Source organism: Nitrospira moscoviensis, assembly GCF_001273775.1.
Taxonomy (GTDB): domain Bacteria; phylum Nitrospirota; class Nitrospiria; order Nitrospirales; family Nitrospiraceae; genus Nitrospira_D; species Nitrospira_D moscoviensis.
Window position 1 is genome coordinate 1,928,499 of the sequence record NZ_CP011801.1, and the last position, 14,361, is coordinate 1,942,859.

A 14,361-nucleotide genomic window follows, 5' to 3' on the forward strand; every position below is an offset into this window, starting at 1 on the left:
TTACTCCAGCGCGCGAAACACCGCCACCACATCGCTGAGCGCAATGGTCTTGCTCCGGAGCACGGCTCGTTCCGCGTCGATCGTCTTGCGGCGTTGTGCGTCGGCCGGGCCGGACGAGAGGCAGGCGGCTCCCAGAGCCAGGATGCGGTCGCACTCCTCCGCCAGCTTTCCTTTCACGACCGGATTCACGGACAGGATGTCCATGAGTTGGCGCCTGGTTTCGGTCAAATGCGCCTGCAACTCCGCCTCCGGATAAGTGGCGCGCGCAGCCTCATCGAGGCAACGGTCAAGATACTGCGTAAGAAACACGTAGAGCCGGACGAGCGCGGCGGTGATGTCGGTTTGCTGTTTCGCGGAGACAGCCATGGCGCTCCTTTCTTGCCTTGAGCACCGGGTTAGATCAGCACCTTGACCTCGTCGCCGTCGACCTTGACTTGATACACCGCCACCTTGGCGGATGGATTTTTCACGCATTCGCCGGTGGCCACGTTGAACTGCCATCCGTGCCAGGGACAGGACACCACGCCGCCTTCGACTTCCCCTTCCCCCAACGGGCCGCCGCGATGCACGCAGGTATTGTCGATGGCGTGAAAGGTGCCGTCCACGTTGAACACCGCCAACGTCTTGCCCTGAACCTCCGCGACGATTCCGTGACCCGGTTTGACATCCGCCGTGCCCGCGACCCGGACGAATTCCCCCATTGCCCCCTCCATGATTTCATGCGCGTCAGTTGGACGAAAACGGCTGCTTGATTTTCTTCAGCAGGTTCTCGATCGGCACAGCCTGGCCGGCGCCGCCGAGTGCTCGGATAATCTTCTGGGCGATGTCTCGAAAGGCGGCCGCCTGCGGGGACGCGGGATCGGCCACGACGATCGGATGGCCGGTATCGCCGCCGTCCCTGATGGCCGGATCGATCGGAATGCGCCCGAGAAACGGCACGCCCAGTTTTTCGGCCGCCCGCTCCCCGCCGCCATAGGAGAAGATCTCCGTCCGTTCGCCGCAATGCCCGCAGACAAAATGGCTCATGTTCTCGACAATGCCCAACAGCGGCACGTTGACCTTTTGGAACATCGCCATCCCCTTGCGGACGTCGTACAGGGCGACTTCCTGCGGTGTGGTCACGGTGATGGCGCCGGCGAGCGGCACCATCTGGGACAGCGAGAGCTGCACGTCTCCCGTCCCCGGAGGCAAATCGATGAGCAGATAATCCAATTCGCCCCAAAGCACGTCGCGGAAGAAGGCTTGCAGATATTGATGGACCATCGGGCCCCGCCAGACGAGCGGCGCCTCTTCCGGCACGAGGAACGCCATGGAGATGAGTTTCACCCCATGGTTTTCCACCGGGAGAATCTTGCCGTCCTTCTGCTCGGGCCCGGTGGTGCTTCCCATCATCATGGGGATGTTCGGCCCGTAGAGATCGGCGTCCAACAGCCCGACCTTCGCGCCCGTCAGGGCCAGCGCACAGGCCAGATTGGCCGCCACCGTGGATTTGCCGACGCCTCCCTTCCCGCTGCTGATCGCGATGACGTGTTTCACGCCGGGAATCAGCGTCTCCTTGCCCTGCGCCTGCGGGCCGCCCTGAGCCTGTTCGTCAGCCATGGTGTCTCCTCCTCACGAATTGCCTCGCCTGAGGGTCATCATAAGGGATGGGGGGAAGGAAATGAAATGGGCCGGTCGGCCCCTAGGGTCGTAGCCCGACCGGATCACGACCAGGGAGGCGCTAAAAGACGGAGGGATCGAAGCGGCGCAGATTCGTCGCCAACCCCATCAGCGAGAGCGTGTAAATGATCCATTTGGATGGATCGAAGTTATACCATTTGGGCCCGTTGCGGTAATCGCGGGCATAGGTGTGGTGATAGTTATGATAGCCCTCCCCGAAGCTCACGAACGAAATCAGCCAGCTGTCACGGCTGCTGTCCTCCGTGCCGTGCGGCTGCGTGCCGATCATATGGCACAGCGAGTTGATCGTGAAGGTGGAGTTGAGCACCATGAACATGCGGAGCAGGCCGCCCATCAGCAGCGCGCTCACGCCGCCCATCCACGCGCCATGCCACCAGACTCCGATGGAAAAGGGAACGGCGAGCCCCGAAAGGACGATCAGCCAGTAGTAGCGATGCTGCCAGATCACGATGGGATCGCGGCGCAGGCGGATCTCGTACTTCTCCGAGCGGTGCGGCGTCTCGTAGAACAGCCAGCCGCAGTGGCTGTGCCAAAAGCCCTTCGTGACATTATAGGGATCTTCCTCGGTGTCCGTGCGCGCGTGATGCCGGATATGGTCGGCGCCCCAGATGAGCGCGGAGTTCTGCAGCGCCCAGCCGCCGGCAACGAGCAGGCAGCGCTTGACCCAGTCGGGACAGTCGAAGCTCTGATGCGCGACGAGCCGATGATAGCCGACCGTGATGCCCAGCCCCGTCACGATGTACATCACCAGAAAGAGCAGCCAATCGAAGAGGGTGAAGCCGATATAATAGCCGTACAGTGGGATGCCGATGAGCGTCGCGGCGGCGACGGCGCAAAAGAGCCCCAGTGTCCACCACGAAAACACGGCTTGAGCGGGCACGGTCATTCGTCCTCCTGGTTCTGATGATCATGGGTTCACCGCGCAGCTCCGGTGAACAGACGATTGCCGGGGCGCATGGTAGCGAACCATCGGCGGTTTTTCAACGAAATCTTGCCGACCGGTAGGGGGGATCCCCGTGTGCGACGCCCGTTCCGCCGTGTATACTGAAGCCAGGCGCCTCATGACGACATCTCCGGCTTCTCTCGAACCGGCCATCCTGCGTATCGGTCAGCAGCTCGCGCAGCTGTCCGCGGGGCTCTCCCCCACCCTGTTTGACGGTCGATGGTGGTCCCAATCGGCCATCCATCTCGCCATGAAGGATCCCGTCTTCAAAGCCCGGCTCTTCCATTTCATCGATGCGTTGCCCGCCGTCGCCGACGACGCCCGGGTCGTCTCCCTCGCAGAGGAATACTTCGGAGATCTGGGCCATGACCTGTTCGGGTTGCAGTGGGGACTGCGGGCGCTGGCCGCCACGGGCATCGGCGCGCGCTTGACCGGCAAATCGATCCGCAAGCAAGTCGAGCAGATGGCCCGCACATTCATCGCCGGCGCCACTGTCGAAGAGGCGGTCCCCGTTCTGGCCGCCCTGTGGAAGGAGGGGCGCGCCTGGTCGGTCGATCTCCTGGGGGAGGCGACGATCAGCGAACGGGAGGCGGATCGCTACCGCGATCATTGCCGCCATGCGCTCGCGCTGCTGGGAGACGCCGTGCGCGCATGGCCGGGCGCCGGACGATTGGAGCGGGATCATCTGGGCGATCTGCCGCGCGTGCAGCTCTCGCTCAAGATTTCAGCACTCACGTCGCGCCTCGATCCCATCGACCCCGACGGCGTCTACCGCGCGGTCGCCGCGCGGCTCCGCCCGCTCGTGGAACTGGCGGTAGCCCTGCCGGCCGGACTCACCTTTGACATGGAACAAGCGGACACCAAGGATGTCCTGTTGTCCATTTTCACCCGGCTCTTTGACGAGCCGCCCTACCGAGCGTTTCCTTTCGCCGGGCTCGCCCTGCAGGCCTACCATCGGGACACCGAGCGAGACATTCGGCATCTGCTCCACTGGACCAAGGCGCGGGGTACGCCGATCACCGTCCGGCTGGTGAAGGGGGCCTATTGGGATTCCGACACGGTGCGCTATCGGCAGGCTGGGTGGCCGGTTCCACTGTTCGAGCACAAGGCGGAAACCGACGCGAATTACGAACGCCTGGTGCCGCTGCTCTTCGAGGAGCCGCAGCTGATCCGGCCGGCGTTCGGCACGCACAATCTCCGGACGTTGGCCGCCATTGAAGCCGCCGCTGAGGCGCGCCAGCTGCCGCCGGACGCGCTGGAATACCAGATGATCTTCGGCATGGCGGAGCCGTTTCAACAGGCCATGGTGAAGCTCGGGCGGCGGGTGCGTTTGTACACGCCGGTGGGTCAGCTGCTCCCCGGGATGGCGTATTTAGTCCGGCGGCTGCTGGAAAACACCTCGAACGAATCCTTCCTCCGCAAGGAATATGTGGAGTCGCAGCCCCTGAGCCGGTTGCTGGCGGCTCCCGTTGTGGCCTCGCCGGCCGTGCCCGCCGCCTCCGCGCCCGCCGAGCGCTCCTTCGTCAACGAACCGCACAGCGATTTCGCGCGCGCCGAGGTTCGGCAGGCGATGAGCGCCGCCATTGCCAAGGTCCGCTCGCAACTGGGCGGCCGATGGGAGCCGGCTTCGACCGAACTGGCGCTGGCCGGTTCTTGGTTGGAGTCGCGCAACCCCGCCCGGCCGAACGAGTTGGTGGCCACCGTGCGCGGCGCGGCGGTGGACGATGTCGTCCGTGCGGTTCAGATGGCGTCCGAGCGGCACGAGGCCTGGCGTCGACGTTCGGCCGCGGAGCGGGCCGATATGCTTAGGTCCGCCGCGACACTGATGAACGAGCGCCGGTTCGACATCGCCGCCTGGGAGATTGCCGAAGTCGGCAAGCCCTGGCGTGAGGCCGATGCCGACGTGGCGGAAGCCATCGACTTCCTCCGTTTCTACGCCGATGAAATGGAGCGGCTCGCGCCCCCGCGCCGATTGGGAGACCGGCCCGGCGAATTGAACCACCGGGTGTACGGCTCCCGCGGCGTGGCGGCCGTCGTGGCGCCCTGGAATTTTCCGTTCGCGATTCCCACCGGCATGGTGGCGGCCGCGCTGGTCACCGGCAATACGGTCGTCTTCAAACCGTCCGAGCGATCGTCGCTGCTCGGGCGGATGATCACGGACATCTTCTTCGCCGCCGGCGTCCCGCCCGGCGTGTTGACCTGCCTCCCCGGCGGACCGGAGATCGGGCAGGCGCTCGTCGCCCATCCGCAGGTCGCGACCATCGCATTTACGGGATCGAAGGCCGTAGGCCTGCGGATCATCCAAGAAGCCGCCCGCGTGGCGCCGGGGCAGCCGATGGTGAAGCGGGTGCTCGCCGAAATGGGCGGCAAGAACGCGATCATCGTCGACGAGACGGCCGATCTCGACGAAGCGATCACCGGCGTCATCACTTCGTTTACCGGCTATGCCGGCCAGAAATGCTCGGCCTGCTCGCGCGTGATCGTGCACCGTGCGATGTATGATCCGTTCATCGCCCGCTTGCGGGAGGCGGTGATGAGTCTGGAAATCGGCGATCCGATGGAACCCGGCACGCAAGTGGGCCCGGTCATCGATGCCAGGGCGCAGGCCGGCATTGAGCGCTATATCGAGATCGGCCGGCAGGAGGGCACCGAGTTGGTCCACTGTCCGGTCAACCGGCCCGGCTATTTTGTGGGCCCGACGGTCTTCACCGACATCCGGCCGCATCACCGGCTGGCGCAGGAAGAAATCTTCGGGCCGGTGTTGTCGGTGATGACGGCGGAGAGTTTCGCGGACGCACTGCGGATTGCGAACGGGACCGAGTACGCCCTCACGGGCGGGGTCTATGCGCGGAGCCCGGCCAATCTGGCTTTGGCGCGCGAACAGTTCGACGTGGGGAACCTGTACGTGAATCGGCCCATCACCGGCGCGATGGTCGGGCGCCAGCCGTTCGGCGGGCACCGGTTTTCAGGGGTGGGTGCGAAAACCGGCGGAGAGGACTACCTGGCGCAATTCGTGGTGTCGCGGGTCGTCAGCGAAAACACCCTCCGGCGGGGCTTCGAATCGGCTGAGTGACTCCTTCACCGGCTTCACGTCGTACTCTTCCAATTCTTCGGTGATTTCCGTCACGACGCCGCGATCTTCTTTGGCGGCCGAGAGCTCCTGCCGTTCCACATACTTCACGAGGCCCACGCCCTTCGCAAACCAGGCCGTCATCACGTCGGTGCCCATGGCGGTGCGCTTGCCGCCGGACAAATGGATGCGCATCGTCATGCGCGCCTCCACCTTGATCGCTTCGTCGAACGCCCCGGCCGGAACAACGACCGACTCGCGCCCCACCAGACTGGTCCAGCCCCGCACGTCGACTTTTTCATCCCTGCCGTCCCGATCCATGTCCGTGCCGAAGTCGAGGCCCGTGCGGTCGAACTGCTGAAACGACGACGGGACGGTCAACGGGAAGCGGACGATTTGATAGGGAATGATTTGCTTTTCGAGCGGCGTGCCGGGATCCGACCCGTAATAGACGATCCCGACGACGTCGCGCCGGTAAAAACTGTCGGAGGGGCCGTGATTGCCCGGATTAGTATCGTGAAAGACCGTTACCGTCACACCCTTCAGCGTCTTCGTGCCGGTGACGGTCGAAATGTTCGTGAAGGTTTTGTGATCAATAGTCTGCAGCGGGCCTTCGCTGATTTGCCCGCGATAGGTCCAGCGATTCCCGATGGCGTCCGGAAAATAGTCGGCGGACTGCGAGATGGTGATGGCTTCTTCGGCCTGGACGAGTGGCGGCAGACAACCGAGGGTGAACAGCAGCACGCTGAGAAACACGAACCATCGAGCGAACGGATGATGACACGCCATAGAAACAGATCTCCTTCTCGCTGGATACGACCGTACCATAGGACTCCCGAGAGCGGCAAGCCAAGTGTGCAGGGCGCCATGCTGAACGCTTGCGTTGGCGCGCAGTGCGACCCATAATCCCGCGCATGCCTCCCGAGCGAGATCAGACTGACCCCTCGCGACATGCCGGTCCTCCCGCCGTGCTCGTCACCGGCGCGTCCGGCGGGATCGGCCGTGCGATCTGCCGCGAGTTCGGGAGGGCCGGCTGGCATGTCGGCGTCCACTATGGGCGAAACAAGCAGTCGGCCGAAGCGGCACTGGACGAGCTCGTCTCGGCCGGCGGAACGGGATCGTTGTACCAAGCGGATATTCGTGAAGCCGAGTCCGTGCGCCGAATGGTCCAAGACTTTGCCGGTGCCGTCCCCGTTCCGCCGGTCCTGATTTGCAACGCCGGCGTCGCTGCATCGGCCGTGGTGCTGCGGCAACGGGAGGAACAGTGGACGGACGTCATGGCGACGAACTTGTCCGGGACGTTCCACTGCCTGCGCGCGGCCGCGCCCGTGCTGATCGAGCGCGGCGGTGGATCGATCATCGTCGTGGGCTCCTACGCCGGATGGCACGGGGCCTCCGGACAGGCGGCCTATGCGGCTTCGAAAGCGGGCTTGATCGGACTGGTCAAAACGGCGGCGAAGGAGTGGGGAGCCGCCAACATTCGGGTGAACATGGTGCTGCCAGGTTGGCAACGGACCGGACTTTCTGAAGAAGCGATGCCCGAAGCGGGGTGGCTGGATCATGCGCTCCGCCGGCCGGCCAGGCTCGAAGAAGTGGCGCGCACGATCCTGTATGTCGCGCAGCTCGGAGACCTGTCGGGCCAGGTCTGGAACTGCGACAGCCGGGACCTGTGACCGCGCCGCCCATGAAACGAACCATTGTTGTGACCGCCACGGACACGGGCGTCGGAAAGACCGTCACGACGGCGACCTTGGCCGCGGCGCTGCGCCGATGTGGATACTCCGTCGGTGTGATGAAGCCGATTGAGACCGGCGTGGTGATCGAGCGCCGATCCGATGCGTGGTTCCTGAAGCAGGTGGCGCAGGTGTCGGATGCCCTCGAGCTCATCAGACCCTATGCCTTCCGGCTGCCGGTCGCGCCGCTGGACGCGTCTAGGGTCGAACGGCGCCCCATTCGATTCTCTACCATCAGGCAGGCGTATCGCCGGCTGCAACGCAGGCACGACCTCCTCTTGGTCGAAGGTGTGGGCGGCCTGCATGTGCCGCTCACCGCGGCGGCGGACGTGTTGGATCTCATCGCGATGCTCCAAGCGCCGGTGCTGGTGGTGGGGCGAGCCGGATTAGGCGGAGTCAATCACGCGCGGTTGACCGTGGATACGCTGCGCCGGCGCAAGATCCCCGTTCTGGCCGTGGTCTTGAATCATCCCACACCGGCGCGGACAGCTCTGGCGCGGCGGCAAGCACAGTCGACGGTGAGTCTGCTCCGCGAGCGCGCGGGAGTGCCGGTGGTCGGTCCCCTCCCCCATCACCCGGGGATGGCAGCACGAACCGTGCAAGCCTTGTCGAAGTTGGTTGAGAACAGGGAGATGGGCAAACTTATGAAGCTGGTGTTGGCAGCCGCTCGAGAAAGTCGCCGACGGCGCGCGAAATGTCCGGCGCCGTCAGGATCGCCGAGATGATCGCGACGCCATTCGCTCCGGCGCACATCACCTCCTGCACGTTCTCCGTCGCAATCCCGCCGATGGCGAAGATCGGCAGCGACGTGAGCGACCGGGCCTGTCTGAGGCCTTCGATGCCGGTCACCGGATCGTGATCCTCCTTCGAGCCGGGCTTGAAGATCGGCCCGAAGCCGATGTAGTCCGGCCGCAGCCGCTCCGCTTCCTTGACTTGGTCCGCATTGTGCGTCGAAAGCCCGATCAGCTTGTCCGGCCCCATGATCTTCCGTGCATAGGCATACGGCAAGTCGGATTGCCCCAGATGGACCCCGTCAGCCTCCACCGCCGAGGCCAAATCGCAGCGATCGTTCACGATAAAGGTCACGCCGAGGTCCGCCGCAATGTGCCGCAACGCCAAGGCCTCGGCATAGGCCTCTTTCATCGAAGCGGATTTATTTCGGTACTGAACGAGCCGCACGCCGGCTGATGCACTCTCCCGCAACATATCGGTGCACGGACGAGTGCGACAGACCGTCGGATCGAGAATGAGATACAGACCGGATAGCTGGGGCATCGGAGACATGGGGCTCGATTGTAGCCGGGAGCGGGTGAGAGTCGCTAGGTGCCAAGGAATGGAACAAACGTTACCCCGCCAAAAACCGTTCGAGGAACGTCGTCGAGACGTGGCCTTTTTGGAAGTCGGGGTCGTCGAGGATGCGGCGGTGGAGAGGGATGGTGGTCTTGATGCCGTCGATGATGAATTCGTCGAGGGCCCGGCGCATGCGGGCCATGGATTCCTGGCGGTCGCGGCCGTGGGTGATCAGCTTGGCGATCATGGAATCGTAATGCGGCACGACCACGGCACCGGATTCCATCGCCGAATCGACGCGGACACCGAATCCGCCGGGCGCGCAGTACTTGGTGATCTGACCGGGCGACGGCGTAAATCTTTCCGGATCCTCGGCGTTGATGCGGCACTCTAGGCTGTGGCCGTTCAGCGCGACGTCCTGTTGTCTGAACGACAAGGCATGGCCGGCCGCCAGCCGGATCTGCTCCTTGATCAAGTCGATGCCGGTCACCATTTCGGTGATCGGATGCTCGACCTGGATGCGGGTGTTCACTTCCATGAAAAAGAAATTGCGATCTTTGTCGAGCAGAAATTCGACCGTGCCGACGTTCCGGTAATGCGCGGCCTTGACCGCTTCGACGGCGACCCGGCCGATCTCTTTTCGCAGTTTGTCGTCGACCGCCGGCGACGGCGTTTCCTCCACGAGCTTTTGATGCCGCCGTTGAATCGAACAGTCCCGCTCGCCGAGATGGATGACGTGGCCGCGATGATCGGCCAGCACCTGCACTTCGATATGGCGCGGTTCGAGGAAGTACCGTTCGAGATAGACGCCTTCGTTCCCGAACGTGGATTTGGCTTCGGCCTGCGCGGCTTGGAACGCCCTCCCCAGGTCCTCGGCCTTGTTGACGACGCGCATGCCGCGCCCGCCCCCGCCTGCGGTCGCCTTGATGATGACCGGAAAGCCGATCTTCTGCGCGGCTTGGAGGGCCTCTTCCTCGCTGCGCACCTCGCCCGGGCTGCCCGGCGTGACCGGTAGCCCGCGCCGCGCGACGATTTCGCGCGCCTTCGCCTTGTCGCCCATCATGGCGATGTTTTCCGAGGTCGGGCCGATGAACTTGATCCCGATCGACTCGCAGACCTCGGCGAAGTGCGCGTTCTCGGACAAAAACCCGTAGCCGGGATGGATGGCGTCGGCGCCGGTGATTTCGGCCGCGCTGAGGACGTTCGGAATGTTGCGATAACTCAGGGCGGCGTCGGCCGGACCGACGCAGACTTTCTCGTCCGCCGCCCGCACGTGCAGGCCGGCCGCGTCGGCTTCGGAATGAATCGCCACGGTCTTGATGCCGAGCTCTTTGCACGCACGGATCACCCGCAGGGCGATTTCTCCGCGATTGGCGACGAGGACTTTCTTAAACACGCGTCAGCTCCACCGGCGATGGCGAAGATGGTTCAGCGGACTGCAGGATGCTCAAAAAGGCCGGCCAGCAAGGCCGCAGCGAGCGAAGGGCCGAGGCGTACCCCCCGGGGTACGTTGAGGATCTGAGCGACGCGAGAACGCCGCTGGCGGTTTTTTTCAGCATCCTGCTAAGCGGTGGCTTTGGGATCGATGAGGAACAGCGCCTGTCCATACTCGACCGATTTCGTGCTTTCCGCCAGGATCTTCACGATGCGGCCATCGGTTTCGGATTCGATCTCGTTCATCAGCTTCATCGCTTCGACGATGCACAGGACCTGCCCCTTTTTGACGACGTCGCCCTCTTCGACATAGGGATCGGCGTCAGGCGAGGGCGAGCGGTAGAACGTGCCGACGATCGGCGAGGTAATGGTCACCATGCCGCTGGCGTTGTCCTGCGCCGGGCCGGCGGTGGCGGCCGGCTGCCCGGCTGTGTGAGCCGCCGGCGGCAGGGATTCCTGCACGGACGCCGTGACGGTCTTGACGCCGACTTCGTGCCGCACGCGGATGCGGACACCCTGGCGTTCCAACTCCAATTCGGTGAGATTGTTCTTTCGGAGAAGATCGATGAGCTCTTGGATCTGCTTCGTCTGGGAGCCGGTGAGCAGGGCCTCCGGAACCGGCTGCGATCCGCCGAACTGCTGCGGAAGGATGATGGGACGCGTCTTCCGTTTGGATCGGGTGGATCGGCGCGGGCTCACCGGACGCGCTCCACATAGGCTCTGGTGCGGGTGTCGATCTTGATCACGGTCCCGACCTCCAGATACAGCGGCACTTTGATCGTCGCGCCGGTTTCGACCACGGCCGGCTTGGTGCCGCCCGACGCCGTATCGCCGCGCACGCCCGGCTCCGCATCCACGACTTTGAGCTCGATGAAGATCGGCAGCTCCACCGCGATGGGTCGGTGCTCGTAGATCAGAATCTTAACGACCATGTTTTCCTTGAGCAGGTCCGCATTCTCGCCGAGCTGATTCTTGCCGAAGGTCAGCTGCTCGTACGTTTCGGTGTCCATGAAGGTATAGTCGTTGCCGGTCGCGTAGAGAAACTGCATCTCCCGCTCTTCCAAGTCCGGCTCGTCGAACCGTTCGCCGGACCGGAACGTCCGGTCGAGCACGTTGCCGGAAAGGTAGCTCTTCAGTTTGGTCCGGACGAAGGCGCCGCCCTTGCCCGGCTTCACGTGTTGAAACTCCACGATGTAAAACGGCTCGCCTTCCACCATGAGGCGGACACCATTGCGAAAATCGACGGTCGAAATCACCTTGCGCGTCCTTTCCTTGACTCGGCCCGTGTTCGGCGTGGTTCAAATCACTGTTTGCCGGCCCGGGTCCGGGCGGCCGGCCGGGATCGAGCCGCAGGCTTGGTTCCGTTCGAGGCCAGATGCTCGTGCAGGCCGCGTAAGGCGAGGAGATAGCCGGTCGGTCCGAAGCCGGAAATCTGCGCCAGCGCAACCCCCGAGATATATGAATGCCGGCGGAACTCTTCCCGCCGGTGGATGTTCGAGAGGTGCACCTCGATCGTCGGCAAATCGACGGCCGCCAGCGCGTCCCGTATGGCCACACTGGTATGGGTGTAGGCGGCGGGATTGATTACGATGCCGTCGTACCCGGTGCGCGCTTCTTGAATCCACGTGACCAATTCGCCCTCAAGGTTCGATTGCCGGATGTCCAGCTGGATCCCTAACTCGTCGCCCAGCTCGGCGAGCGCCGCGTCGATCGCGTCGAGCGAGGTCTTGCCGTAAATGGATGGTTCCCGGTTCCCGAGCAGATTGAGATTCGGACCATGCAGGACCAACACGCGACGCATGGCAGCTATAAGCGGCCTCCGACCCAGGGATTTCCGCACACACGATTGATATGAGGCGGCATTCTAGCAGTCCCGTCACAGGGGGTCAAACGAGAGACCTTACGAGGCGGCTGGATACCGAGGGGGTTCGCGGTCCCGCCGGCGCGCCTGAAGGGAGCCGAGCCATCGCTCGAGCCGGAGTGCAGCGGCCGGACGCGCCGGAGCCGACGAGGATTCGGCGCCGGTCGCCCGCGGAGGCGGGTCCATCGCGATCGGTTCCTGGCTATCGGATTCGTCGGCCGGGCGCCCACCGGTTGCAGCGGCCGGCGGCTCCACGTCCGTCACCGCCTGCGCGGTGGCCGGTTCGGGGGTCCCCAGCGCGGCGCGCAGCGACAAGGCTTCTTCATCCTGCGCATTGACTGAGAGGATGACCTGGCAGGAACGCAACGCCGATTCTTTGGCGCCTTGGGCGACGTAAATCTTCGCCAGTGTCCGGTGCGCCCGCAGATTCTCGGGACTGAGTTTCACCGCTTCTTCGAGAATCGCCTTGGCCTTGACCGGTTGATTCAGCTGGTCGTAGACGCGGCCGAGCGCGACCATCGCGGTGATGAAATTGGGATAGGCCTTGAGCCCGTCCTCCAAAACCGCCGCCGCCGCCTGCCACATCCCGGCCTTGCCGTATTCCTCCGCCAGCGGGATGAAGGCCTTGGATCCCGGCTCCTTGGCCAAGGCCAGCGCCAGGCGGTCGATCTCGGCGGCATTGCCGCCTCTGGATGGCCCCGAGGGCATAGGCCTACTCCGTCACCGTCATGGGCCGTGATACTGTCCCGGCGCGCGCGAGCTCCAATGCTGCGGTGAGGAGTTCATCCGCGAGCCGGCGTTTCGGCATCAAGCCGAACTCTCGGGGCGGGCCGGTTCTCGACAGCACGACCGCCGCGTTGTCGTCGCTGCCGAAGCCCGCCCCAACTCTGGTCACATCGTTCGCTACGATCAGGTCCAGGCCCTTCGCGAGGAGCTTGGCCTGTGCATGAGGCACCAGGTCCTCTGTTTCGGCGGCGAAGCCGATCAACAATTGCGACGTGCGCATGGCCGAGAGCATGGCCAGGATATCGGGCGCCGGCTCGAGCTCCAACGACAGCCGGCTCTGTCCTTGTTTCTTGATTTTCTGCCGCGCCGGCTCCGTGGGACGGAAATCCGCGACAGCCGCCGCCATGACGACCACCGTAGCCCAGGCAAACCGTTGGGAGAGGGCATCCGCCATTTCCTGCGCCGTCGTCACCGTGACGACGGCCATGCCAGCCGGCGGCGGGAGGGCTGTTGGTCCGGTGACCAGGACGACCTCCGCGCCCCGGTCGCGCGCCGCTTCCGCGACGGCATAACCCATTTTGCCGGAAGACCGGTTGGACAGGAAGCGAACCGGATCGAGTGCTTCTTGAGTAGGCCCGGCCGACACCAGGACGCGCTGCCCGCGCCAATCGGCCCGTGGCATCACGGCCTGCCGTACGGCCTCCAGGATCTTGTCTTCCGAGGCGAGCCGCCCTTGCGCGATGCGGCCCGACGCCAGCGGCCCCTCGTCGGGATCGATCACGGCCACGCCGCGCGCGCGCAACTCGGCCACGTGTCGCACCACCGTCGGATGGTTCCACATATCACCGTCCATGGCGGGCGCGACGACCAAGGGGCAGCGCGCCGTCAGGAGCATGGTCGACAACACATCGTCGGCGAGCCCGACGGCCGCCTTGGCGAGAAAATTCGCCGTGGCCGGCGCCACGAGCACGGCGTCGGCCTGTTCCGGAATCGACAGATGCTTCATCTCTTGGTGCGCCTCGAACAAATCGGTCGTGACCGGCGCGCCCGACAGCACTTCGAACGTGAGCGGGGTGACGAATCGCGTGGCGGATCGGGTCATGACGACCGACACTGACGCCCCTTCGGCGGTCAGCGCGCGAAGCAGGCTCACCGCCTTGTACGCGGCGATGCTGCCCGTGACGCCCAAGACCAGGCGGCGTCCGCGCAGCGCGGCACGCTGAGGGGCGTCCGCCGTCACAGCTACTCCTCGCCGGAGGCCTGCGCGGGAGCCGGTTTCGCCGTATCGTCCACGTAGACGCTCAGCTCTTTCTTGATCTCCCGGGCGTCTTCGCCGGTCATCATCGCCAACCGCTCGCTCTCGCCTTCTTTGCCGCGCTTCGCTTCCTTCATCGCGTCCCGCGCCTCCTTGCCGGTGAGGAACTTCACCTTGCCGCGCAAGACTTCGTCCAAGGCGGTCGTCGTTTCCTTTGCGAACCGCGACGGGCCGGTCGGTTTGGCGCCCTGGGTCAAGTGCTTGGCCCGCTGGGCGGCCACGATCACCAGCCGGTGGCGCGAATCGAATTCCTTCGGAGAGTACTGGGGCAACAAGCTCAGCATGTCAATCATGGTCGCGTCTGCTCCC

General features: G+C 64.5%; 16 protein-coding genes. 3 read left to right on the plus strand and 13 right to left on the minus strand.

Features of this window, described 5'->3' with window-relative positions; all coding sequences use genetic code 11:
• From NITMOv2_RS09515 to NITMOv2_RS09530, 4 genes are all read right to left on the minus strand, one after another.
• Positions 1 to 366, minus strand: coding sequence for a hypothetical protein (locus NITMOv2_RS09515; RefSeq protein ID WP_053379643.1), 366 nt, complete (start codon positions 364 to 366; stop codon positions 1 to 3).
• 29 nt (positions 367 to 395) lie between these two features.
• Positions 396 to 701 (minus strand): Rieske (2Fe-2S) protein, encoded by a 306-nt coding sequence (locus NITMOv2_RS09520; RefSeq protein WP_053379644.1) that lies wholly within the window; start codon positions 699 to 701, stop codon positions 396 to 398.
• Positions 702 to 726: 25 nt separating this feature from the next.
• Positions 727 to 1,599, minus strand: coding sequence for an Mrp/NBP35 family ATP-binding protein (locus tag NITMOv2_RS09525; RefSeq protein ID WP_053379645.1), 873 nt, complete (start codon positions 1,597 to 1,599; stop codon positions 727 to 729).
• Positions 1,600 to 1,720: 121 nt separating this feature from the next.
• Complete coding sequence (locus NITMOv2_RS09530; protein ID WP_053379646.1) at positions 1,721 to 2,566, minus strand: acyl-CoA desaturase; 846 nt, start codon at positions 2,564 to 2,566, stop codon at positions 1,721 to 1,723.
• A 175-nt stretch (positions 2,567 to 2,741) separates the two neighbouring features.
• Between NITMOv2_RS09530 and NITMOv2_RS09535 the strand changes: the two genes are divergently transcribed.
• Positions 2,742 to 5,696 carry a proline dehydrogenase family protein gene (locus NITMOv2_RS09535; protein WP_053379647.1) on the plus strand — a complete coding sequence of 985 codons (2,955 nt, stop codon included), beginning with the start codon at positions 2,742 to 2,744 and terminating at the stop codon, positions 5,694 to 5,696.
• Here the strand turns inward: NITMOv2_RS09535 and NITMOv2_RS09540 are convergent.
• Entirely contained in the window at positions 5,589 to 6,482 is an 894-nt protein-coding gene (locus NITMOv2_RS09540; protein ID WP_053379648.1) for a hypothetical protein, read from the minus strand. The genes NITMOv2_RS09535 and NITMOv2_RS09540 overlap by 108 nt on opposite strands.
• A 125-nt stretch (positions 6,483 to 6,607) precedes the next feature.
• Between NITMOv2_RS09540 and NITMOv2_RS09545 the strand changes: the two genes are divergently transcribed.
• Positions 6,608 to 7,366, plus strand: a complete 759-nt coding sequence (locus NITMOv2_RS09545; RefSeq protein ID WP_083447897.1) for an SDR family NAD(P)-dependent oxidoreductase — start codon at positions 6,608 to 6,610, stop codon at positions 7,364 to 7,366.
• Between the two features lie 11 nt (positions 7,367 to 7,377).
• Positions 7,378 to 8,151 (plus strand): dethiobiotin synthase, encoded by a 774-nt coding sequence (bioD, locus tag NITMOv2_RS09550; RefSeq protein WP_083447898.1) that lies wholly within the window; start codon positions 7,378 to 7,380, stop codon positions 8,149 to 8,151.
• Here bioD and thiE read toward each other — a convergent pair.
• From thiE to NITMOv2_RS09590, 8 genes are all read right to left on the minus strand, one after another.
• Positions 8,069 to 8,710, minus strand: a complete 642-nt coding sequence (gene thiE, locus NITMOv2_RS09555) for a thiamine phosphate synthase (protein ID WP_238590500.1) — start codon at positions 8,708 to 8,710, stop codon at positions 8,069 to 8,071. The two genes, bioD and thiE, sit on opposite strands and share 83 nt — an antisense overlap.
• A gap of 61 nt (positions 8,711 to 8,771) precedes the next feature.
• Positions 8,772 to 10,112, minus strand: coding sequence for an acetyl-CoA carboxylase biotin carboxylase subunit (gene accC / locus NITMOv2_RS09560; RefSeq protein ID WP_053379651.1), 1,341 nt, complete (start codon positions 10,110 to 10,112; stop codon positions 8,772 to 8,774).
• A gap of 167 nt (positions 10,113 to 10,279) precedes the next feature.
• On the minus strand, positions 10,280 to 10,849 hold the full coding sequence (gene accB, locus NITMOv2_RS09565; RefSeq protein WP_053379652.1) for an acetyl-CoA carboxylase biotin carboxyl carrier protein: 570 nt from the start codon (positions 10,847 to 10,849) through the stop codon (positions 10,280 to 10,282).
• Positions 10,846 to 11,406 carry an elongation factor P gene (gene efp / locus NITMOv2_RS09570; RefSeq protein ID WP_053379653.1) on the minus strand — a complete coding sequence of 187 codons (561 nt, stop codon included), beginning with the start codon at positions 11,404 to 11,406 and terminating at the stop codon, positions 10,846 to 10,848. The genes accB and efp overlap by 4 nt, the downstream gene beginning before the upstream one ends.
• A gap of 47 nt (positions 11,407 to 11,453) precedes the next feature.
• Positions 11,454 to 11,951: a type II 3-dehydroquinate dehydratase gene (gene aroQ, locus NITMOv2_RS09575; RefSeq protein WP_053379654.1), complete on the minus strand. Its 498-nt coding sequence runs from the start codon at positions 11,949 to 11,951 to the stop codon at positions 11,454 to 11,456.
• A 99-nt stretch (positions 11,952 to 12,050) separates the two neighbouring features.
• Positions 12,051 to 12,719 (minus strand): tetratricopeptide repeat protein, encoded by a 669-nt coding sequence (locus NITMOv2_RS09580; RefSeq protein ID WP_053379655.1) that lies wholly within the window; start codon positions 12,717 to 12,719, stop codon positions 12,051 to 12,053.
• Between the two features lie 4 nt (positions 12,720 to 12,723).
• The gene (coaBC, locus tag NITMOv2_RS09585; RefSeq protein WP_145976257.1) at positions 12,724 to 13,977 is read right to left on the minus strand and encodes a bifunctional phosphopantothenoylcysteine decarboxylase/phosphopantothenate--cysteine ligase CoaBC; all 1,254 of its coding nucleotides are present in this window, start codon (positions 13,975 to 13,977) and stop codon (positions 12,724 to 12,726) included.
• A gap of 2 nt (positions 13,978 to 13,979) precedes the next feature.
• Entirely contained in the window at positions 13,980 to 14,345 is a 366-nt protein-coding gene (locus NITMOv2_RS09590) for a DNA-directed RNA polymerase subunit omega (RefSeq protein WP_053379656.1), read from the minus strand.
• Positions 14,346 to 14,361: the final 16 nt, after the last annotated feature.